Annotated in this window: 20 protein-coding genes and 1 pseudogene; 3 read left to right on the forward strand and 18 right to left on the reverse strand. The window is 62.5% G+C overall.

Annotation, left to right across the window (positions count from 1 at the left end; all coding sequences use genetic code 11):
• Positions 1 to 241: 241 nt before the first annotated feature.
• The 16 genes and pseudogenes from NA619_RS04520 to NA619_RS04595 form a co-directional block, all read right to left on the reverse strand.
• Positions 242 to 1,483, reverse strand: coding sequence for a c-type cytochrome (locus NA619_RS04520; RefSeq protein ID WP_255960383.1), 1,242 nt, complete (start codon positions 1,481 to 1,483; stop codon positions 242 to 244).
• 10 nt (positions 1,484 to 1,493) lie between these two features.
• Positions 1,494 to 3,692, reverse strand: coding sequence for a xanthine dehydrogenase family protein molybdopterin-binding subunit (locus tag NA619_RS04525; protein ID WP_255960385.1), 2,199 nt, complete (start codon positions 3,690 to 3,692; stop codon positions 1,494 to 1,496).
• 11 nt (positions 3,693 to 3,703) lie between these two features.
• Complete coding sequence (locus NA619_RS04530) at positions 3,704 to 4,156, reverse strand: (2Fe-2S)-binding protein (protein ID WP_255960387.1); 453 nt, start codon at positions 4,154 to 4,156, stop codon at positions 3,704 to 3,706.
• A gap of 146 nt (positions 4,157 to 4,302) precedes the next feature.
• Positions 4,303 to 5,413: pseudogene (gene apbC / locus NA619_RS04535) on the reverse strand (iron-sulfur cluster carrier protein ApbC).
• 119 nt (positions 5,414 to 5,532) lie between these two features.
• Positions 5,533 to 6,309: a ferredoxin--NADP reductase gene (locus NA619_RS04540; RefSeq protein WP_255960389.1), complete on the reverse strand. Its 777-nt coding sequence runs from the start codon at positions 6,307 to 6,309 to the stop codon at positions 5,533 to 5,535.
• Between the two features lie 44 nt (positions 6,310 to 6,353).
• A complete protein-coding gene (locus tag NA619_RS04545; RefSeq protein ID WP_255960391.1) occupies positions 6,354 to 7,361 on the reverse strand; it encodes a YeiH family protein in 1,008 nt (335 codons plus the stop codon).
• Complete coding sequence (locus NA619_RS04550; protein ID WP_255960393.1) at positions 7,358 to 7,669, reverse strand: gamma-butyrobetaine hydroxylase-like domain-containing protein; 312 nt, start codon at positions 7,667 to 7,669, stop codon at positions 7,358 to 7,360. The genes NA619_RS04545 and NA619_RS04550 overlap by 4 nt, the downstream gene beginning before the upstream one ends.
• A 10-nt stretch (positions 7,670 to 7,679) precedes the next feature.
• On the reverse strand, positions 7,680 to 7,874 hold the full coding sequence (locus NA619_RS04555; protein ID WP_255960394.1) for a hypothetical protein: 195 nt from the start codon (positions 7,872 to 7,874) through the stop codon (positions 7,680 to 7,682).
• 3 nt (positions 7,875 to 7,877) lie between these two features.
• A complete protein-coding gene (fdxA, locus tag NA619_RS04560; protein WP_255960396.1) occupies positions 7,878 to 8,201 on the reverse strand; it encodes a ferredoxin FdxA in 324 nt (107 codons plus the stop codon).
• 82 nt (positions 8,202 to 8,283) lie between these two features.
• Positions 8,284 to 9,243 carry a HEAT repeat domain-containing protein gene (locus NA619_RS04565; RefSeq protein WP_255960398.1) on the reverse strand — a complete coding sequence of 320 codons (960 nt, stop codon included), beginning with the start codon at positions 9,241 to 9,243 and terminating at the stop codon, positions 8,284 to 8,286.
• 42 nt (positions 9,244 to 9,285) lie between these two features.
• The gene (locus tag NA619_RS04570) at positions 9,286 to 9,519 is read right to left on the reverse strand and encodes a 4Fe-4S dicluster domain-containing protein (protein ID WP_042923047.1); all 234 of its coding nucleotides are present in this window, start codon (positions 9,517 to 9,519) and stop codon (positions 9,286 to 9,288) included.
• Between the two features lie 134 nt (positions 9,520 to 9,653).
• Positions 9,654 to 11,390, reverse strand: a complete 1,737-nt coding sequence (locus NA619_RS04575; protein ID WP_255960401.1) for a fumarate reductase/succinate dehydrogenase flavoprotein subunit — start codon at positions 11,388 to 11,390, stop codon at positions 9,654 to 9,656.
• 8 nt (positions 11,391 to 11,398) lie between these two features.
• Positions 11,399 to 12,142 carry a GntR family transcriptional regulator gene (locus NA619_RS04580; protein ID WP_255960403.1) on the reverse strand — a complete coding sequence of 248 codons (744 nt, stop codon included), beginning with the start codon at positions 12,140 to 12,142 and terminating at the stop codon, positions 11,399 to 11,401.
• A gap of 71 nt (positions 12,143 to 12,213) precedes the next feature.
• Entirely contained in the window at positions 12,214 to 13,086 is an 873-nt protein-coding gene (locus NA619_RS04585; protein WP_255960404.1) for an ABC transporter ATP-binding protein, read from the reverse strand.
• Positions 13,083 to 14,003 (reverse strand): ABC transporter permease, encoded by a 921-nt coding sequence (locus NA619_RS04590; protein WP_255960405.1) that lies wholly within the window; start codon positions 14,001 to 14,003, stop codon positions 13,083 to 13,085. Before NA619_RS04590 ends, NA619_RS04585 begins: the two co-directional genes overlap by 4 nt.
• A gap of 53 nt (positions 14,004 to 14,056) precedes the next feature.
• On the reverse strand, positions 14,057 to 15,427 hold the full coding sequence (locus NA619_RS04595) for an ABC transporter substrate-binding protein (RefSeq protein ID WP_255960407.1): 1,371 nt from the start codon (positions 15,425 to 15,427) through the stop codon (positions 14,057 to 14,059).
• A gap of 454 nt (positions 15,428 to 15,881) precedes the next feature.
• Between NA619_RS04595 and NA619_RS04600 the strand changes: the two genes are divergently transcribed.
• Positions 15,882 to 16,079, forward strand: a complete 198-nt coding sequence (locus tag NA619_RS04600) for a hypothetical protein (RefSeq protein WP_255960409.1) — start codon at positions 15,882 to 15,884, stop codon at positions 16,077 to 16,079.
• 13 nt (positions 16,080 to 16,092) lie between these two features.
• On the opposite strand, the gene NA619_RS04605 is transcribed toward NA619_RS04600, so the two are convergent.
• The gene (locus NA619_RS04605; protein WP_255960412.1) at positions 16,093 to 18,186 is read right to left on the reverse strand and encodes an HD domain-containing phosphohydrolase; all 2,094 of its coding nucleotides are present in this window, start codon (positions 18,184 to 18,186) and stop codon (positions 16,093 to 16,095) included.
• Positions 18,187 to 18,303: 117 nt separating this feature from the next.
• On the opposite strand from NA619_RS04605, the gene NA619_RS04610 reads away from it, so the two are divergent.
• Both NA619_RS04610 and NA619_RS04615 read left to right on the forward strand, forming a co-directional pair.
• Positions 18,304 to 18,777 (forward strand): FecR family protein, encoded by a 474-nt coding sequence (locus NA619_RS04610; protein WP_255960414.1) that lies wholly within the window; start codon positions 18,304 to 18,306, stop codon positions 18,775 to 18,777.
• Positions 18,774 to 19,376 carry an OmpA family protein gene (locus NA619_RS04615; RefSeq protein ID WP_255960416.1) on the forward strand — a complete coding sequence of 201 codons (603 nt, stop codon included), beginning with the start codon at positions 18,774 to 18,776 and terminating at the stop codon, positions 19,374 to 19,376. Before NA619_RS04610 ends, NA619_RS04615 begins: the two co-directional genes overlap by 4 nt.
• A 6-nt stretch (positions 19,377 to 19,382) precedes the next feature.
• On the opposite strand, the gene NA619_RS04620 is transcribed toward NA619_RS04615, so the two are convergent.
• Positions 19,383 to 21,485 (reverse strand): CHASE2 domain-containing protein, encoded by a 2,103-nt coding sequence (locus NA619_RS04620; RefSeq protein WP_255960418.1) that lies wholly within the window; start codon positions 21,483 to 21,485, stop codon positions 19,383 to 19,385.
• Positions 21,486 to 21,532: the final 47 nt, after the last annotated feature.

Below are 21,532 nucleotides of genomic sequence, written 5' to 3' on the forward strand. Positions count from 1 at the left end.
ATGAGCTACGCTGAAGTCATGCCTGCCTCTGTTTTGCCCCGCCAAGCGCGGACGATGGCGAATTGCCGCGTGACGCGGAGCGTCACAGAGTGCGTTCCCACGGAGCGCGTGGGAACGTTTAACGATTAGCTATCTGCCCGGTTCGTTCACCCTGGCGTGGGATGGCGTTGAGCGAAGCGATACCCATCGAGCGTGTACCGCGTAGGTCTCAAATGCCTACACCGTGCCCCCCACTCTATGGTCAGTGACCTTCGTTCCGTCGCTCCGCAATCGTTTCCGGTTTCAAGTCGCCAGCCTGCGAGCCGAAGTGGCTGAGCATGAAATTGCTCAGGGCCGATACCTCTCGATCATTGAAATGGCGACTGAATGCCGGCATCAGGTGGTGCCCGCTTGGCCCGTGGAGGGCGTCGCCCTTCAGGATCACCTGGACCAGATTCAAGCCGTTCGGATCGTTCAGCGTACGGAGGCCTCGTAGTGAGGCGTAGTCACTCTGGCGTCCGCTGCCGTCCCACTGGTGACAGCTGGCGCAGGCGTCTGCGAAGAGCTTCTGGCCTAGAGGGTGACGGCTCTCGGCCGGTGGTTCGTTCGCCAGGGCTCTGGCTTCGGGACGTTTGACCTCAGCCGGCTGGCCTGGCACGGACTTGAGATAGATCACCATCGCCTGGATGTCCTCAGGCGTCAGGTGTCGCAAGCTGTGGTTGACCACCTCGGCCATCGGCCCGCCCGCGACGCCGTAGCCCGGGGCGACGCCCGTTGCCATGTAGCTGGCGAGTGCTTCATCCGGCCAGCCGCCGATTCCGCTCTGTTCGTCACCGGTGATGTTCCAGGCTGCCCAGCCCTGGATGGTGGTGCCGCCGAGCGCCTCGGAGCCTTTCTTCGCCTGCATGAAGTTACGTGGCGTGTGGCACTCGCCGCAGTGGCCGGGACCTTCCACGAGATAGGCGCCGCGATTCCACTGTTCGGACTGTTCAGCGTCCGGCTCGAAGCGTTCGTCATCGAGGAACAGCATGTTCCACAAGGCGATGCCCCAGCGCTGGTTGAACGGGAAGCCGATGTCGTTCTCCTTGTTCGGCTGGTTCACCGGCTCCAGGCTGAACAGATAAGCCTTGATCGCCAGAATGTCTTCCCGCGGCATCAGCGTGTAGGAGGTGTACGGAAACGCCGGGTAGTAGTGTTTGCCGTCCGGCCCGACGCCCTGCTGCATGGCTTCGACGAAGTCGTCGTCGCTCCAGTTGCCAATGCCGGTCTCCTTGTCCGGGGTGATGTTCGTCGTATAAAGGGTGCCGAAGGGCATTTTGACCGGCAGGCCGCCGGCATAGGGCTTGCCGCCTTCGGTTACGTGGCAGGCCAGACAATCGGCGGCCTGGGTCAGATACTCGCCGCGTTCAAGCAATGCCTGGTCGGTGGGTTGTGCGAGGGATGCGCCAGCGCAAACGGCAAGCGCAGCACCCAGCAGCCCGCGGCGGGAAAGTCGAATCGTCATGCTGGGTTCCTCAAATCACGTAGTAGCCGGCGCGAGCCAGCGGCAGGCGGCGGATGCGAGTGCCACTGGCGGTGGCAAGGGCATTGACCAGTGCCGGCGCGATCATCGCAGTGCCGGCTTCGCCGACGCCACCTGGCGCTTCGCGGCTTTCGACGATGTAGGTTTCCACCGAAGGCGCATCGCTGATGCGCAGCTGGCGGTAGTCGTGGAAGTTGGTCTGTTCGACGCGGCCTTTGCTGACGGTTATTTCGTTGAACAGCGCTGCGGACAAGCCGAACAGCGTTCCGCCCTCGACCTGCGACTTGACCGACACAGGGTTCATGACCTGCCCGCAATCGATCGCGACCACCAGTCGCTTGAGCTTGATGCCCTTGTCCTCGGTTACCTGCAGCTCGACAACCGTGGCGAGGAAACTGCCGAACACCTCCTGCACTGCCACGCCGCGGCCGTGACCGGCTTCCAGCGGTTCGCTCCAGCCGGCCTTTTCGGCCGCCAGGCGCAGCACCGCCTGGGCGCGGGGATGCTTGCCGAGCAATTCCATACGGTATTCCACCGGATCTCGGTCGACGCTGCGCGCGACCTCGTCGATGAAGCTTTCCAGCATGTAGGTGCTACGCAGAGGGCCGACGCCTCGCCACCAGGATTGATGCAGCGCCTTGGGCGGCACCGGCACGTAATTCACGCGCAGGTTGGGCATGGCGTAGATCGGATGCATCGCCACCTCGACCGCATCGCCGTCCAGGCCGTTTTCCGGTACGGCGGCCGGGGCGAAGCGTGCCAGCACGGAGGCGCCGGCAATGGTATGGCGCCAGCCCTGCAGGCGTCCCTCGGCGTCCAGCGCGGCGGAGAACCGGTCGATGTAGTGCGGCCGGTACATGTCGTGGGTGGTGTCTTCCTCGCGCGTCCAGGTCAGCTTGATCGGATAGTCCACCTTCGCAGCGATGGCCACGGCCTGGTGGATGAAGTCCACTTCCAGCCGCCGACCAAATGCGCCACCGATGAGCTGGTTGTTGACGATGATCTGTTCAGCAGGACGCCCAGAGGCTTCGGACGCAGCGGTCTGCGCGCGCACCGGCACCTGGGTGCCGACCCAGAGTTCCACTGCGTCCGGGCGAACCTGGGCGACGCAGGTCATAGGCTCCAGCGCGGCGTGGGCCAGGAAGGGCATCTGGTATTCGGCTTCGAAGGTCTTGGCCGCATCCTTGAGTGCCTGGTCAATGTCGCCCTGTTCGTTGGCGATGGCGCCGGTTTTGTCCAGCGCCTCCTTGATCTCGCGCTCCATCTGCGCCGAGTCGATGCTGGCGTTGTCGCCATAATCCCATTCGATCTCAAGTGCGCGCACGCCGGCGAAGGTGGCCCAGGTGTGCTCGCCGATTACCGCCACGGCGTTGTCCAGACGGATCACATCGATCACGCCAGAAACGGCTCTCGCGGCGCGCTCATCGACATTGCGCACGGTGCCGCCAAGCACCGGGCAGGCGCGGGCGGAGGCGTACTTCATCCCCGGCACCACCAGATCGATAGTGAAACGCGCGCTGCCGTTGACCTTGGCGGGGGTGTCCAGGCGTCGGGTTGGTTTGCCGATCAGCTTGAACTGCTCGGCGGGTTTGAGTGGGATGTTTTCCGGTACCGGCAGCTTCGAGGCGTCCTCGACCAGCTCGCCGTAGCCGAAGCTCTGACCGTCTGGACCGAGCACCCGGCCGTTCTCCGCACGCAATCCATCGACGCCGACTTGCCAGCGTTGTGCCGCGACCTGGATCAACAACAGTCGCGCAGCGGCGCCGGCCTGGCGCAACGGCTCCCAGTTGCTGCGGATCGAGGTCGAGCCGCCGGTCGCCTGGAAGTTGAGCAACTTGTCGTTATAGATTTCCTCGTTCGGCGGCGCTTCCTTCAGGGTGATCTGGTCGAGGCTGACTTCCAGCTCCTCGGCCACCATCACCGCCAGCCCGCTCTGGGCGCCTTGGCCCATTTCGATCTTCGGCACGGTGAAGGTCACCTGGCCGTCGCGATCGATACTGATGAAGGCGTCCAGCGCGGTAGCGTTGGACATCGGCTGATCTTCCGGGCCCTCGTTCAGCACCTGTTCGGCAAAACTGCGACCGGCGAAGGGGAATGAAAAACCGATGACCAGCCCGCCGAGTGCGAGGCTGCTGATTTTCAGAAGGGTCCGGCGTGAGGGGGATTGCAGGGTCGTGTCCGGCTTGGTCATCTCGCGCATCCTCATGCTTGGGCGACGCGCTTGATGGCGCTGCGGATGCGGGTGTAGGTACAGCAGCGGCAGAGATTGCCAGCCATACCCTGATCGATGGCCTTGTCATCGGGCTGCGGATTCTTCTCCAGCAGCGCGACGGCCGACATGATCTGCCCACACTGGCAGTAACCGCACTGCACCACCTCGTCTTCCAACCATGCTTGTTGCACCTGCTGGCCCAGATCGGTGTTGCCGATGCTTTCGATGGTCACGACCTTGCGATCCTTCACCTCACCCACCGGCAACACGCACGAGCGCGCTGCCTGGCCGTCAAGGTGGACGGTGCAGGCGCCGCATTGGGCAATGCCGCAACCGTACTTGCTGCCCGTCAGGCCCAGCACATCGCGCAGGACCCAGAGCAGGGGCATATCGTCAGGAACGTCGACCTCGAGGTCGGCGCCGTTGATGGAAAGTGTCAGCATTGTGGAGGGACCTCACGTCAGGCTCTAAAGCGGCGCGCTTATGGTTGGTTTGATGCGCGCTCAAGAACGAGACAACAGGCGAGGCGAAAGTTGCCCACCGGGTGACAATAAAGAGTCAGATGGACCCGAACGGGCCGTTGCGGCGATCAGGCTTCAATAACCTCCGGCAGAGGCACCATCGATGCTTGCTGCGAGCGCAGTGACAAGCTTGCCGCGGCCCGGCGGGCGATGGTCTGGTAGGTCTGGGCGAGGCTCCCATGCGGATCAGCGATGACCACCGGAAGTCCATCATCGGCGCCAATGCGGATGCGCATGTCCAATGGCAGCTCGCCAAGCAATTCGCTGCCGTACTGATCAGCCATGCGCCATGCGCCGAGCGCCGCCGCTACCGAAAATGTGCTCCTCGTGCCCGCACTGACTGCAGACATGCAGGCTCATGTTCTCGATGATGCCGAGCACCGGCACGTTGACCTTCTCGAACATGCGCAGGCCCTTGCGAGCGTCGAGGAGGGCGAGGTCCTGCGGCGTGGTGACGATCAGCGCCGCGGAAACCGGCATCCGCTGCGCCAGGGTCAGGTGGATGTCGCCGGTGCCGGGCGGCAGATCAACGATCAGGTAGTCGAGTTCTTGCCAATTGGTCTCCTGGAGCAGGCGGGTCAGGGCCTGAGTGATCATTGGGCCGCGCCAGATCACCGGCGCTTCGTCATCGACCAGAAAGCCGATCGACATGCATTGCAGTCCGTGGCCGAGCATCGGCTGCAGCTTGCCGTCGCGGCTATCCGGTATGCCGGATAGCCCCAGCAGGCGTGGCTGGCTGGGGCCGTAGAGATCGGCGTCGAGCATGCCGACCCGTGCGCCGTCAGCGGCAAGGGCGAGCGCGAGGTTCGTCGCGGTGGTGGATTTGCCCACGCCCCCCTTACCCGAAGCGACTGCAATCATATGCTTTACGCCTGGCACGGCCTGAGCTGTGACAGGCGCGGTCGAGACCGTCCAGTCGATATCGACCGTTACCGCTGTTGCCTGGGTATGGGCCAGCAGCAGCGCTTGCAGGGCCCTGCTCAGCGCGTGCCGATAGCCATCTGCGGGAAAGCCCAGCGATAGCGCGAGGTGCAGGTGCGTCCCCTCGACCTGGAGCGCACGTACCGCTCCGGCGCTGACCAGGTCGCAACCCAGAAAGGGTTCAGTCCACTGGCCCAACGCCTGCTCGGCCTGGGCGCAGAGGTCGCGTTCGGACGTCTTCAATGTGATCAGGCTCATGGCACGCTCCTGGGGTTTGGCCCGTAAGAAAGATGTTATCCGTGCATAGGAGCGAGCCTGTTCGCGAGCAGACAAAGGCAGCGCTTCGCGAGCAAGTTCGCTCCTAGGGTTCGGTGCGGCTACTTCTCGACGAAGGCGCGCTCGATCACGTAGTCGCCGGGCTCGCCTTGCTGTGCGGAGGCTTCGAAGCCCGTCGAGTCGAGCATGCCGGTCAGCGCATCGAGCATGGCTGGACTGCCGCAGAGCATCACCCGGTCGCTGTCCTTGTTCAGCGGCGGAAGGCCGATGTCGGCGGCGAGCCGGCCGGTTTCCACCAGGGTGGTGATGCGGCCCTGGTTGCGGAACGGCTCGCGGGTGACCGTGGGGTAGTAGATGAGCTTCTCGCGCACCTCATCGCCGAGGAATTCTTGTTCTGGCAGTTCATGGGTCAGGTAGTCGTGGTAGGCCAGCTCACTGACCTCGCGCACGCAGTGCACCAGTACGATCTTGTCGAAGCGCTCATACGCCTCCGGGTCACGGACGATGCTCATGAACGGCGCGAGGCCAGTGCCGGTGCCGAATAGGTAGAGGTGCTTGCCGGGTCGAAGATCATGCATCACCAGCGTCCCGACCGGCTTGCGGCTCACCAGAATCGGGTCGCCCTCCTTGAGATGCTGCAGGCGCGACGTGAGCGGGCCATCCGGCACCTTGATGCTGAGGAACTCCAGGTGCTCGTCGTGATTGGCACTGACGATGCTGTAGGCGCGCATCAGGGGCTTGCCCTCGACACCGAGGCCGATCATCACGAAGTGACCATTCTCGAAGCGCAGCCCCGGATCGCGGGTGGTGGTAAAGCTGAACAGGGTGTCGTTCCAGTGACGAACGCTGAGAACGCTTTCGGTACCGATTGCAGCCATGGGCCAATCCTCCAACAGTAAGTAGAACGAGGCAGTAGAAATCGTCAGGGCGAGGCCATTGCCAGCATCGCCATTGCGCTGAGCAGCAGGCCGCCGCTGAGCAATACGAGAAGCAGCATCGGGCGCCAGCCCTGGGCAAGCAGTGCGCCCAGCGTGGTGCGCATGCCGAGCGCAGCCATGGTCATCAGCAGGAAGGCATTGGAGGCGGTAACCAGCACATCACGCAGGCCGGTCGGTAGCCAACCGAGGCTGTTCAGGCCAAACAGCGCCAGGAAACCCAGCAGAAACAGGGGAAGCTCGGCGCTGCCGGAATCTTCCCGGTGAAGCAGGAAGCCGAGCAGCAGTACCAGCGGCGCCAGCAGCGCTACGCGCAGTAGTTTGGTCAGCGTTGCGATATCGCCGGCGCTGTCGGATACCAAATAGCCGGCACCAGCGGCCTGGGCTACGTCGTGGATGCTGGCGCCGAGCAGCAGTCCGCTTTCGATCTCGGTGTAGCCGAGGGTGCTGAGTAAAGGTGGATATACCAGCATCGAGAGCGTGCCTAGCGCGGTGACGCCGACGACCACGCCCAGCAGTCGCCGGTCCTCCAGCCTGCCAGCAGGAATCACCGCCGCCACGGCAATCGCCGCCGACACGCCGCAGATTGCCACTGCGACCCCTGCGACGAGGCTGTGTAGGGTCGGCAGTCCCAGCCAGCGACCAAATAGCAATGCGGCACCGATAACCAGCGGCACGCTGGTCAGCACCATCACCACCGGCAGGCTGCCAACGGTGAGCAGTTGTTCTACGCCGATACGCGCGCCCAACAGCGCCACACCAATGCGCAATACCTGCCGGCTGCAGAAGGTCACGCCAGGTTGCATCCGCGCATCGGCGGCTTGATTGGCGAAGCCAAAACCCAGCAGCAGAACCAGCATCAGCGCGGGCGCCGAGTAGTGATCGGCAAGAAAGCTGCCGGCCAGTGCCAGCACCGCGCACAGTGCTGCGCCGGGGTAGAGCCGGCGCAGCGTGGCGAAAGGCGGTGCGAGCAGTTGCTGGGCGCGGGTGTTCATTGCAGGCGCTCTCCCAGTTCGCGCAGATAAGCCCAGGGATACAGGCCCCGGTAATGCCCGTCGCTGAAATGGAACTGCACACCGCTGACGCCGGACACTTCCAGCCGGTCGACGCCTACGTCGGCATCGATCAGGCTCAGCACGCCGCGCTGTTGCGCCTGGGCACACATCGAGCATGCACAGGACTTGCGCAGCGCCAGGCAGCTCAATTGGCTGCGCACACCGTCGGGCCAAAGCACTTCGAGCATCTTTAGCGCCTTGCGCAGGCGGATTTCCGTAGGGGGTGCGGTCAGGATCTGAGCGGTCATGGGTAACTCCTCAAGCAATCCGGGTAATGGAAATCAACAGTCGCGGCGGGTAGCCGTCCAGGACCATCAGCGACGGCGTTTCCGGCGTTCTGACAGAGCGGCTTTGGTCCTCTACCGGCCGTGCGCTGCCGGTGAGCGCGGCGCTGCCGATCACCAGAGCCAGCAACGCGCGACGAAGCCAACTCGTCATGACAAGTTCGGGCATGCTTCAGCGCTCCAGAAACTGCAGCTTGTCGCTCTGGTCCACCCAGGTGTCTGCCTCGGCCAGCGGGCTGTTGGTCTGGGTGATCACCGGCCAGACCTCGGCCAGTTCGGCGTTGAGTTCGATGAAGTGGGTCTGGTCGGCGGGCAACGCGTTATCGGCGAAGATCGCATCGGCCGGGCACTCCGGTGCACAGAGGCTGCAGTCGATGCAGGTCTCGGGGTTGATCACCAGGAAGTTAGGGCCTTCATGGAAGCAGTCGACCGGGCAGACTTCGACGCAGTCGGTGTATTTGCAGCGGATGCAGTTCTCTGTCACTACATAGGTCATGTCGTAGGCTCCTCTGGTGCGCCTCGCCCCTCACCCCAGCCCTCTCCCCTAGGGGAGAGGGGGCGGAAGCACAGCGCGGACCTCACGCGGCGGCGTCGAGTTTAGAAATGGCCCAGCGCGCCAACTTGCGGACATCCGGATCCGGGTCGTCCATGGCGGCTTCGACGAAGGGTCGCCCGTCGCTGTGGCCGATGGAGCCCAGCGCGCCGATGGCGGCCTTGCGCAGGTTGCTCATCGGATCACGAGCACAGACGCCGAGCGCCGGGATAGCGCCGATGGAGCCGAGCTTGCCCAGTGAATCCACGGCTTTTTCACGGACCTGCCAGAAGCTGTCGTGGGTGGCATCAACCAGTGGCTGCAGGGCGGCCTGGTAGTTGAGCTTGCCGATGCTGACCGCGGCTTCGACGCGCACCTGCCAGTGCTCGTCGCGCAGCAGGCCAACGAGTGTCGGGCCGACCTGTTCAGGCGTCGCGTACACCAGCGCACCGGTGGCCGCGCGGCGCACTTCGGCATCGCTGTCTTGCTGCGCGCGTTCCATCAGCGCAGGGAGGTTTTCGGCCTGTTTGAGCCAACCGATCACCGCCACGGCCTCACGTCGTACGCCGGGGTCTTCGGCGTGCATACGTTGCAGAGCCGGAGCCTGGGACGCCGGGTTGCGCAGCGGTTTGACCGCCCGCAGGATGCCAGCCACGACGAAGGGGTCATCCGTGCCTTCAAGCGCCTCGAGCAATGGCAGGGCGGCGGCCGGGTCCTTCAGGTCAGCCAGCGCGTGAGCGGCGGCGTTGCGCACGACTTCGTTGCTGTCCTGCAGCGCCGCGATCAGTGCATCGGCGATATCCACAGCGTCGAATTCATCGACCACCTTGGCCGCCTCCTGGCGTACCGCGGGGTCAGCGTCGTTGAGCGCGATGATCAGCAGCTCGGCCGCTTCCGGCTCGCCGCAATCAACCAGTTCGAGCACGGCAACACGGCGAATGCCGGGGTCCTCTGAGGCTAGGTTGTCAGCAAGGCTTTGCAGCTGCGGATTGTCGTATGTCTTCATGTTCATCTCCTGGGCCGTTGCAGGCCGCAATTCGGGCCTGGTTCAGCGCAGCAGGTAAGGAATGTTTACCTTGACCGCATCGGTCGGGCAGTCGGTCTCGCAGGGCATGCAGTACCAGCACTCGTCGTATTTCATATGGGCCTTGCCGGTGTCCGGGTTGATCCACAGGACGTCCAGCGGGCAAACATCGATGCAGACACGGCAACCCTTCTCGGCGATGCATTTTTCTTCGTCCACGATCACCGGAACGGCAGAGCGGTGGTTGGCTACGGGCATGGTTTATCTCCTCGGTTCCAGTCGAGCGGGCACGGTTAGCCCGCTTTTCTGTGGGGGCGAATTCATTCGCCCGCGTATGTCAGGTTCGGCCGGCGAATAAATTCGCCCCTACAAGGTGAACGGTCACCAGAAGGTCAGGCGTTGGCGGCCTTTTTCACCCGCAACTTGCTGTAGGCATCCTTCTCCTCGCCGAGCGGGACGATGTAGTCGGCGATCGGGCGCTTGCCGTGGGCCATCTGGCCGCTGGCGTCCTTGAACAGGCGGCTGTGGTAGAACCACTCGGCGTTGTCCTGCTCGGGGAAGTCGACGCGGTAGTGGTACAGGCCCCAGCGCGATTCGGTGCGGTAGAGCGAGGCGCGCGCGGCCATCTCCGCGCAGTCGATGATCGACTGCACTTCCAGCGCACGGAGCAGCTCGTGGGGATCGGCGGCGGACAGCATGTGCAGGTCGTCTCGTACGGCCATGATGCGTTCCAGACCGATCTCCATCTTCTTGGTCACCTTCGGTGGCTGCAGGTAGTCGTTCACCAGGCGGCGGACCTTGTATTCCATCTGCTCCGGCGGGATGCCGTCCTTGACCAGGAGCGGTGCCTGGATGCGCGCCAGCTCTTGGGCGATGAAGGCTTCGTCGAGCTGCGGCTCGGCCCGATCCTTGACGAAGGCAGCCGCGCTTTCTCCGCAGATCTGCCCGTAGACGAAGGCGCCGAGCATGTAGTTGTGCGCAACCGAGGCCATGTCGCCAGCGCCATATAAGCCGGGGACAGTGGTAGCGCCGGTCTCGTCGGTCCACACGCCGGATGCCGAGTGGCCGGAGCAGAAGCCTATTTCGGAAATGTGCATCTCCACCATGCGCTGGCGATAGTCGACGTTGCGGCCTTCGTGGAAGCGACCGCGGGTAGGGCGCTCGTTGGTGTGCAGGACGGTCTCGATTTCCTGAATGGTTTCCTCGGCCAGATGGTCAAGCTTGAGGAACACAGGCCCCGTGCCCGATTCGAGTTCTTTAAAGAACTCCAGCATCATTTGCCCGGACCAGTAATCGCACTCGATGAAGCGCTCGCCATAGGCGTTGGCGGTGAAGCCGCCGAGTGGTCCGGTGACGTAAGCGCATGCCGGACCGTTGTAGTCCTTGAGCAGCGGGTTGACCTGGAAGCATTCGAGATTCACCAGATCGGCGCCGACGTGGTAGGCCATGGCGTGGCCGTCGCCGCAGTTGGCCGGGTTCTCGTAGGTGCCGAACAGGTAACCGGAGTTGGGCAGGCCGATGCGTCCGGCGGCGCCGGTGGCCATGATCACTGCTTTGGCGCGGATGATGATTGGCTCGGCGGTACGGGTGTTCACCCCGATCATGCCGGCGATGTTGCCATCCGGGTCCTTGAGCAGGCGGGTGGCCTGAAAGCGGTTTTCGATCTCCACCCGCACGCGTCGCAGGCGGCGATAGAGGATTTTTTTGACGTTGTGGCCCTCAGGCATCGGCAGCACGTAGGTGCCCAGGTGATGCACCTTCTTCATGTCGTAATCGCCGGTCTCGTCTTTCTGGAAATGCACGCCCCAGGAGTCGAGCTTTTCGATCATCGGAAAAGAGCGGGTGGCATAGGCCATCAGGGCCGGCTGGTGAACGATGCCATCGTTGGCGATGGTGATTTCCTTGACGTACTGCTCGGGCGTGGCGTGGCCAGGGACCACGGCGTTGTTAAGGCCGTCCATGCCCATGCAGATGGCGCCGGAACGCTTTACGTTGGCTTTTTCCAGCAGGATGACCTTGAGGTTCGGGTCCTGCTCCTTGACGGTTACGGCGGCCATGGGGCCGGCGGTGCCGCCGCCAATGACCAGAACGTCGGTGTCGATGACTGGGATGCCATTGATAGTGGTCATGTTGCCTCCTATTTCCGATCTACTCGGAACTGGTATTTGAATGCGTCGCCGCGGTAGCAGAGGTATTCGAAATCGATGGGGCGGCCGTTACGGTCGTGGGTCAGCCGCTCGACGCGCAGAATCGGCTCGCCAACTTTCAGGGCCAGGTACTGATGGAGTTCTTCATCTGCCAGGGTGGCGTCCAGGCCGATGTTGGCGTGGCCCAGGGCAATGCCGAACAGGTTCTCCAGCATTGGAAAAATGTCGCCGGACAGGTCAACACCAAACATCCGGCGACCGATATCGAGGGGGAAATAGCTGTTCTCCACGCAGACGGCTTCGCGGTTGAGGTAGCGCACTCGCTTGACCTCAACCACGTCCTCGCCTGTCAGCAGATGCAGCGCGGCAACCACCGCTTTGGGCGGTTTGCGCTCCTGAATCGAAAGCAGTCGTGCGGTGGCTTCGTATCCCTGGGCTGCCATCGCCTCGCCGAACCCCTGAAGGCGTTGGACGTTCTGCACGGCCTTCGGCTTGCTGACGTAGGTGCCCTTGCCCTGAGCGCTGAATACCAATCCTTCGTTATGCAGGTCGCGCAGCGCCTGGCGGATGGTGATACGGCTGACGCCGAAAGCATTCATCAGCTCGTTTTCAGAGGGCAGACGCTCGTGCACCAGGTAACTGCCTTCGAGAATCTTGCGGCGCAGGTCGTCGCGAATCTGCACGTACAGCGGCAGAGGCGACTGTCCCGGCGCGAGTGGCTGGGTTCCTTTCATCGAGCGTGCTCCAGCCTGTCATGACAGGTCATGTCGAGTGAAAGCGAGAAACGTCGGCAATCACGCATGGTTCAGGCTCCGTTTTGCTGTTGGAAAGCGAGCAGGGTTTCCTGGCGAATCAGATCCAGGCACTGGCGCTTGTAATCTATGAACTCGGCGCTGGTGAGCAGGCTCTGCTCGCGCGGCCGGGGCAGGGTGACTTTGATGTCAGCGATGATTCGCCCGGGACTGGCGCTCATCACCACGATGCGGTCGGAAAGAAACACCGCCTCGTCGATGTCGTGCGTGACGAACACCACGGTGTTCTTGAATTCGCGCCAGATCTCCAGCAGGTTCTCCTGCATCATGATTCGCGTCTGCGCATCCAGCGCGCCGAAGGGTTCATCCATCAGCAGCACGCTGGGGTAGTTCGCCAGCGCGCGGGCGATGCCCACTCGCTGCTGCATGCCGCCCGACAGCGTGCCGGGATAGGCGTCCTCGAACGCCGCCAGGCCAACCAGCGAGAGAAAGGTACGTGCCACGCTGCAGGCTTCGTTGCGCGATGCGCCCGCCATCAGCGGACCGAATGCGACGTTGTCGCGTACGGTCTTCCAGGGGAACAGCGAGTGCTGCTGGAACACCATGCCGCGGTCGGGGCTCGGCGCGTCGACACCTTTGCCATCAATGGTCAGCTCACCGCGGGTCGGGCTGACGAATCCGGCCATGGCATTGAGCAGGGTGGACTTGCCGCAACCGGAGGGACCAAGCAGGCAGACGAACTCGCCGGGGCGGATTTCCAGTTGGGCGTCCTGCACGGCGGCACGCTTGCCGCCCTGGTGATCAAATTCGATGTGCAGGTTGCGCACGCTGATTTGGCCGCGACCGTCGCCCTTGCTGTTGGCCTTTGCTCGGAGCCGGCTGTGGTCAAGTACTGCGAGGCGGTTGTCCTGAACAGCACTGTTCATGGCCGACCTCCTTTGGCCTGCCAGTGCAGCAGCGGTGTGCAAGCCTTGCGCACGAGCAGCGTGCAAAGGGTGCCCAGGCAGCCGATGGCTAGCATGCCGATGATGATTTCGGGGTACTTGACCAGGGTGTAGCTGGTCCAGGTGAAGTAGCCGATGCCGTACTGGCCGCTGATGATTTCGCCAGCGAGCAAAGAGAACCAGGCCACGCCCATGCCGATCGCCAGCCCGGCGACGATGCTTGGCATCGCTCCTGGGATCACTACATGCCAGAGAATTGCCTTCTTGCTAGCGCCGAGGCTGCGAGCGGCGCGCACCAGCACGTCCGGGGTTTGCTCCACGCCGTGCACCGTATTGAGCACGATGGGAAAGAAGGCGCCGAGGAAGGTAATGAACACGATGCTCGATTGTTCGGTGGGCAGCATCAGGATCGCCAAGGGAATCCAGGCCACCGCCGGGATCGGCCGAAACAGTTCGATATACGGAAGAATGATGTCCTCGGCCCAGCGTGATCTGCCCATCATCACCCCGGTCAATACGCCCAGCACCACTGCATAGGCGTAGGCGATGGCGATGCGTTCCAGGCTGTGGACGATGTGCAGGTAGAACTCCGAGCTGGACAACTGGCTCATCAGCGCCTCACCCACGAGCAGCGGCGTCGGCACGTTTTCAAAGTTGATGAAAAAGTTGAAACCGTAAGTTGACGCGAAATGCCAGACCACCAGCGCCATCAGCAGCGCGGCGATGCGCACCACGTAGCGGCCGGCCATCTCTGATATGCGCCGACGCGGCAGGCTTTTGCTGGCATCTGCCGGGGCAGCGGGCGCGCTGGGCGTCGCCGCTACTTCCAGGGTCGGCGACGCTACCGCTGCGGGCACCGGTGCGGCTGAATCGAACACAGGGTTCGGCTTGGTATTCATGGCTACGCTCCTCGGCTCAGGTCTGGTTGCGCTCTGCGGCGCATTCATGCGGGTCAGGGCAACATTGCGACTGGCTGTGAGGCGATCAGCGGTACGCCTCCGCTTTCGGCGATGTGCCCTTCCGAGTCGCTCTTCTTCATGAAGGCGAGCACTTCGCCGCTCGGATCCTTGATCAGGTAGGCAGCCTTGCCGAACAGCTTCAGCCCGGTGAGGTTGTCGTAGACGTAGGTGGCGTTGATCGCGGTGCCCGCAGCTTTGGACTTTTCTTCGGCGGCAAGCATCGCGGCGGTGCTGTCGTAGGCGACGATGCCTTTGTCGGCGAACCAGATTTCCGCGGGCTTGCGACCCGGTGCCCTGGGGGCGGGGCTGATCACGTTCTGCACCATGGCGTCGTAATCGAGCTCCGAGGCGGCGTAAGCCTGCTTCAGATAGGAATCATCGATCCACGCCGCGAAATCGAGGTCGGGAATGTCCATTTCCTTCTGGAGCAGTGCGTGGTCGTACTTCATGGCCTCGACCCACTGCGGCTTGATGCTCGCTTCCATGGTCGAGATGCCGCCTTCGCTGAAGTAGAGGTAGAGCACTTCCTTGTCGACACCGGTCCATTGGGCCACCTGGGTGGCGGCGCGCATCGGGTCTTCGCTGATCCACTTCTGTGCGGCCAGCGTAGCCTTGAGTACACCTTGGACCACCTCCGGGTATTGCTCGGCAAAGGCCTCGCGCACCACGATGCCGTGAAAGGTGGGAATGCCTGCCTCGCTGCCGTCATAGATCTTCCGGCCAGTGCCGCGAAATTCCATGATCTCCGACCAGGGACAGAAGTCGGCGTGTGCGTCGATCTTGCCGGCAGCGATGTTGGCTGCGCCAACGGGTGGGCTCTGGTTGACCAGGGTGACTTTGTCGGACAGACCGGCATCACGCAGTACTTTGAGCGTCATGCCCCAGGCTGCACTACCGACCGGCGTGGAGAGGCTCTTGCCGGCCAGGTCCTGCAAGCTCTGCACGGAAGACGCGGCCGGAACGACGATGCCATTGCCGGTACCCTTGAGGTTGTAACCGGTCACGGCGATGAAGCGCGTCTGCTGCTTGCCGGTTTGCTGGAACTTGGCGCCGTTGACGATCAGCGGGTAATCGCCCATGACACCGAAGTCGAGTTTGCCGGCGAGCATCTGATTAGTGATCGGCGGGCCTGAATCGTAGTCTCGAAACTCGATCTGGTAGTCGGCGTCCTGATATTTACCTGTCTTGGGCAAGTGCGTGTCCAGCAGGCCGAGCTTTTCCAGCACGACACCGCCAGAGACGGTGTTGGTGACCATGCTCTGATGGCCGATTCCGATGCGGATGGTCTCGGCAGCGGCCTGGCCGCTGAACAACACGAGCGATCCGAGAAACGAGGTTGTAAGCAGGCTATTCCGGTTGTGCATTGTCATCACCTTGGCGGTTGAGCAACTTGTACTAACAGGGCATAACGCCTGTGTTTGAAGGTGCACCGGCTGTGCCACAACGCCTCGGATTCGACTTATCTCCCTGTTTTAAGAGTGGATTTGACTGGGTTGCTGACTGCACGGTCAGCGTAGCGCTGAGCCCTGATGCGCTCACCTGTGGTGCGAATTCGGTGCGGCCGTCCCAACGCGGCGCAACGCGCGATACGGCCGTTAGAACAAGTGGAACAAGTCGGAGAACATCGGGCGGCTGCTTTGTCGAAGGACGCTATTCAGGAAGGCGTGCGGTGAAGAACCCGGTCGTGGACGGGCTCGCTCTCGGGGCCGAAACAAGCCGTTCCGATGAGCGGAATGCTAGGCGTCGGCTGCTTCGCGCAAGAAGCGGCAATTCGTAGTAAATAGCCTGGCTTTTCATACCCAGAGCAGTCCCCGCACCATGTCCACCCTTACTGAATTAGCCCAGCAGATCGCTGTGCTCTATCCGCTGCAAGACAAGACCGCCGGCAAGCGCTACCGCATCGTCAGCCAGCTCGCCGGCATGACCGAGCTGGAGGAGATCAGCGGCCTGCCGCGTTACGTCGATACCTGCCAACTCGACGACAAGGAACTGTGGGAAGGTCGGATCGCGATCTGAATTCGCATACCCATCATTCTGCCGGGTCGATACCCGGCTGCATGAGCGCAGCGATGTCCACCTCGTCCAGTTGCTCGGTCAGCAGGTGGCGCTCGCCGTAGACCAGATGCACTCCGGATGACAGAAACAGTGCGAAGAGATCGGCATCGATATGGCCGCGATCACGCAGCCGCGCCAGGATGCGCAGCGACTCGCTGAGCGGCTTGGCCTGTTTGTAAGGTCGGTCGCAGGCGGTCAACGCTTCGAAGATGTCCGCGATGGCCATGATCCTCGCCGGAATTGACAGCTGATGCGGTCCCAGTTGGCGCGGGTAGCCGGTGCCCTGCAGCGTCTCATGGTGGGTGCCTGCGTACTCCGGGACACGTCGCAGGTTTTTGGGGAAGGGTAGGTTCTCCAGCATCACGATGGTCTGCACGATGTGCTCGTTGACCTTGAAGCGCTCTTCGGCGGTGAGCGTGCCGCGATTGATACTCAGGTTGTAGAGTTCGCCGAAATTGAGCTGATGATCCGGCACGCTCATCTTGAAACCGTACTTCGGATCCAGTGCTTTGGTCGCAATATGGGGCATGAGGTGTTCGGGCTTGTCCGCCAGCAGCTTTTCGGATGCTGGTATCGCTTTGGACGGGAAGTTCTGCAGGCGAGCTGCCTCCTCGTGGGAAATACCGAGCCGGTCATCGAAGTGGCGAGTCCAGCATTGCTCGGCGATACGCTGCAGGCGCTCGACTCGCTCCGGTGCCATCAGCTCGCTGCCGATATTGCACTGCGCCACAAAGGCGAACTCGTCCTTCAGGCGATCCACCGTGGCGGCGTAGCGGGCTTCAACGAATTCAGACGCTTCGCCGGTCCCAAGTGCGTCGAGTCGCTCGATCATGGCGTCTCGCAGCAGCACTTCGAAGCGCATGCGGATTTCGTGAATGCGGTTGTAGACCGTCTCCAGCTTGGTTGCCTTGTCGACGATGTGCTCGGGCGTGGTGATCTTGCCGCAATCGTGCAGCCAGGCGCCGATGCGAAACTCCCGCCATTGCTCCTCGGTTTCGAAATTGAAATCGGCCAGCGGACCTTCGTTGGTGGCGCAGGCTTTCTCGGCCAGCATCATCGCCAGTTCCGGCACGCGCGCGCAGTGACCACCGGTGTAGGCGCTCTTGGCGTCGATTGCGCCGGCCAGGATCTCGATCATCGCGTCGATAAGCGCGGTTTGCGAGTCGATCAGATTATGGTTGTCCAGTGCGACCGCGGATTGTGAAGCCAACGCTTCGACGAACCGCAGGCTCTGTCTGGAGAAGCTGGTGACGTCGCCGCTGACGGGATCCAGAGCGTTCATGAACTGCAATACGCCGAGTACCTCTCCGCCGTGGGCGACCAGTGGCACGCAGAGCATCGAGACCGTGCGGTAGCCGGATTCCTCGTCGAACCGGCGGGTGCCGGAAAGATCGAAGCGTGTCTCGCGGTACACGTCATCGATGACCAGGGTTTGCTTGCTCAACGCCACGTAGGTCGACACGTGCCGCTCGTTGGGCGTGCCGGTCTGCGGGTCATGCAGCGGGATTTCGACGTCAGGTAGATCATCGGCCTTCGAGCGCAGCGTGAAGCGCAGGCTGTCATGGTCGGTCATCAGGTACAGCGTTGCGGCATCGGCGTTACAGATGCGCTTGCCTTGCAGGAGAATGTGCTGCAGCAAACGGTGTCTGTCGCGTTCTGAGGAAAGCAACATGCCGTTCTCCACCAGGCTTGCGAGCTTCTCCTGCGCCTCTTCGAGGGCTTGGTTCTGCACATGCAGTGAGTTACGCATGGCGTCGTGCTGGCGATGCAGATCGTCGAGCTCGCGGATAAGCGAGCCCGGGCTGTTGCCGGTGCTGAAATCAAGCTGGCGGATACGCCGGGTATCGTCTGCCAGGGCACTGAGCGAGCGACGGATGCTTCCGAGCCAGGTCAGCAGCAGGGGGAGGCCCACGAACATGATCAGCAGCTCGGAGATCAGCATGCTGCGCAGATCGAACCACTCGAAACCAACCAGCATGAGCGCCGGTACGGTGGGTAATAGAACAAACAGGGTGACTAGCGCTGAGGCCCAGGTCTCGTAGCTGAGCTTGTATTTGCTAGAGGTCATACTGCATCCTGCGGCGATTACTTGACGGAAGTGCCAGAAAACATCGTGCGACCGAACCTGAGGTTGCAGTAGCGTCGACTCGCAGGCCATTGGCCAGCTACGGAGAGTACATTGATCATGGTCAGTAAAAAGGATGCAGCGCCGAAATTCGCCCGAACAGTGCTCGTCCTTGGCTTTTTGACGGCCTCCGGTTTGGCATGGGCCGAGGAGATAAGCGAGCCGATTGGCTACATCATGAAAGTCCAGAGTCCCGCAACCGTGACCAGCCGTGGCCAGACCATCGATGCCCGGGTCGGGCAGGCCGTGATCCTGGGCGCAACGCTGCGCACCGGTCCGCAGGGCTCAATGGGCGTCACCCTCAGCGACAACACGGTGATGTCGTTCGGCCCCAACAGTGAGTTTGTCCTCGACGAGTACCAGTTCGAGCCTGCGCACGAAGAGCTCAGATTGAGCGCGCGCATCAGTCGCGGCACGCTGAATTTCATCTCCGGCGTGATTGCCAAGCTCAAACCGGAAGCCGTCGAGTTGAAGACCCCAACCGGTACCATTGGCGTTCGGGGCACGCATTTTCTGGTGAAGGTCAGCGAGTGAGTTCAGTGTTTTGCAAAGGGCTCGCGCTGTTGTGCGTTGCCCTGTTGATGTCAGGATGCGCGACGGGTAACTACGTGGTGCTGCTGGAAAGCCCGGACGGGACCACTGGCGCTGTGGTGATCGAAGACAGTAAGGGTCATACCCGGCTGGATCGTAAGAATCAGGCTGCCAACATCGGGCCAGGGCTTGCCAGATCGGGCACGTTCGATGTTGGCGACTTTCGGATAACCCGCGACTTCGCCGCTGCGCTGGCAGCCCAGCCAGCTTTGCCGCAGCGCTTTCAGCTGTATTTCAAGATTGGCAGTGCCGAGCTGACCGATGAATCTGAGCGGGCAGTTGACGAAGTGTTCGAAGCGATACGGTTGCGTGGCCCGTCCGCTGTCTCGGTAATTGGTCATACCGATACGCTCAGTGGGCCGCGCTGGAACGAGCAGCTCGGCCTGATTCGCGCGCAAACGGTGGCTGATCTGCTCAGACGGCGGAAGATCGAGGTGATCGACTTGCGCGTCGCATCCCATGGCGAGCGTAACCTGCTGATTAAGACGCCTGATGGGGTCTCCGAACCGCGCAACCGCCGGGTCGAAATCAGCGTGCGTTGAGGCGGCTCATTTTTCCGTCATCACGATAAGCTCACCGCGCATCCCCGCGCGCAGACGCTCCAGCTGGAACTGCACCAGTGTGTCGGCGGGTCGTTGTGCCTTCAGCCGCTCGAACGCTTCCACGGCATCATCGTCGCCATCGGCCATCAACGTGTAGGCCGCCTCGTAAGCGTCGTCCGCTATGGTTTCGCAGGGCTCATAAAGCCGGATTGGCTGCTGTCTGCCCATGAGTACGACCTCGCCGACGGGCCGCATGGGCGTTTCCGGGCTTGCGTCGCGAATCGCCTCGGAAACGCAGAGTTCGGTACCGATATGGCGATTGAGGTTTTCCAGTCGCGCCGCGACATTTACCGCATCGCCCAGAGCCCGATAGTCGAACAGCGTCGAACCGCCGAAATTGCCTACCACCACATCGCCGCTATGCACGCCGATGCGGGTAAGGCCGAGCGCGATTCCTTCAGCCTGCTGGGCCGCGGCGTGCTGCCGGGTGAACTGGCGGATTTCGAGTGCGCAGGCGAGCGCACGACGCTGATGGTCAGGCAGAACCACTGGGGCGGAAAACAGGATGGCCATGCCGTCCCCGATGATGCGTTCTAGTGTGCCTTCGTGTCGAAAAGCGATCCGGATGATGCCTTCGAGGTACTCGTTAAGCATGCTGACCACCCGTTCCGGGGGCTGCCCTTCCATCAAGCTGGTAGAGCCGGTGAGATCGGTGAACACGAAGCTGCAATGACGACGCTCGCCGCCTAGCTGCAACTGATCCGGATGGCTGACCAGGTGCTCAACGAGATTGGGTGAGATGTAGCGCGAGAAGGCGTCACGCACCCAGCGATGCTGCCGTTCGCTGGCGCGGTGTCGGGCGATGCTGGCGCCCAGATAGGCCAGCAAGAGGCCGATGGAAGGACTGAGCGAATCGAACAGCAGTCCGTGAGTCGAATAGGCCCACCATGCGAGTACGTTCAGCGCGCCGAGCACGCTCGCAGAGACAAGGGCGCCGGTCAGCGCGCCGGTGGTCAGTGTTACGCCGCAAATCAGCAATGCCGCGAGCAGTAGCGTCAGCGCTTCGAGTGGATTGGCCCAGTGTGGACGCTGCAAGGGGGCACCGAACAAGGCCTGCTCTATTGCTTGAGCATGCACCTGGACGCCGGGAATCATGCCTCCAAGCGGGCTAAAACGCAGATCCTGCAGTCCCTGTGCCGAACTGCCGATGAGCACCAGCGCATCTTGCAGCCGTGTGTCTGGTTGATCCTGAAGCAGCTGCCACGCCGGAATCGTCTGTTCGCTCATGTCAGCGCGGTAATGGACCCAGAGCTGACCGGTGCGGTTGGTCGGCAGGCGGGTGCCGCCGATATCGACCCGCGTGATGGCTCCGCGCTCATCGGCATCGATACGGTAAAAACGCTGCTTAAGGTAGACGCGTATCGCTTCGGCGGATAACGAGGGCAGCAGGTGATCGCCGACTCGAATCATCAGCGGTACCCGCCGCACGACTCCATCGCCATCAGGCTGGAAGGTCATGGCACCGCTGCCGGCGGCCGCGGTTTCGAGTTCGGGCAACGCTATGGTGGCACCGGCATAGGACGGAAATCCGGGGCTGCCGGCATCAGCATTGAGCTGCACGGCAAAGCGACTTTTCGGTGTCGCCTGAGTCGCTTCGCGCGTTGCCGCAAACCCGAGCACGCTCGGCCCCAGGGACAAGGCAGTGGCGAACATCTGGTCATGATCGGGCAGTTGTTGGAGCTGAGGGGCAAGCGCCTGGGGAAGTAGCTTGATCAGTTGCGCCGGAGAGCTGCGATCCGGTTCTGCGAAAAGAACGTCGTATATCACCACTGCTGCGCCGGCCTCGTGCAAGCGTGTCTGCAGTTGCGCCATCACGTTACGCGGCCATGGCCACTGGCCGATGCGTGCGAGGCTCTCCTCGTCGATATCCAGCACCAGCACCTTGGTATCTGCCGGCGCTGGGCGTGGCTGCCAGCGCTGATACTGATCGAAGAGGTTATTGCGCAGGGTCTGCAGTAGCGCCGGCTCTGCAAGATAGAGAATGCACGCGGCGAGCAGGCCGGCGCAGGCGAGCAGCAATCTTGGGACCAAACGGCCGGTTGGCATCATCAGTCGCGCTCCCTGCAACCGGCCGAGGGGCTGGGCTGGCTAGCCGT

Source organism: Stutzerimonas stutzeri (assembly GCF_024448895.1).
Lineage (GTDB): Bacteria > Pseudomonadota > Gammaproteobacteria > Pseudomonadales > Pseudomonadaceae > Stutzerimonas > Stutzerimonas stutzeri_Q.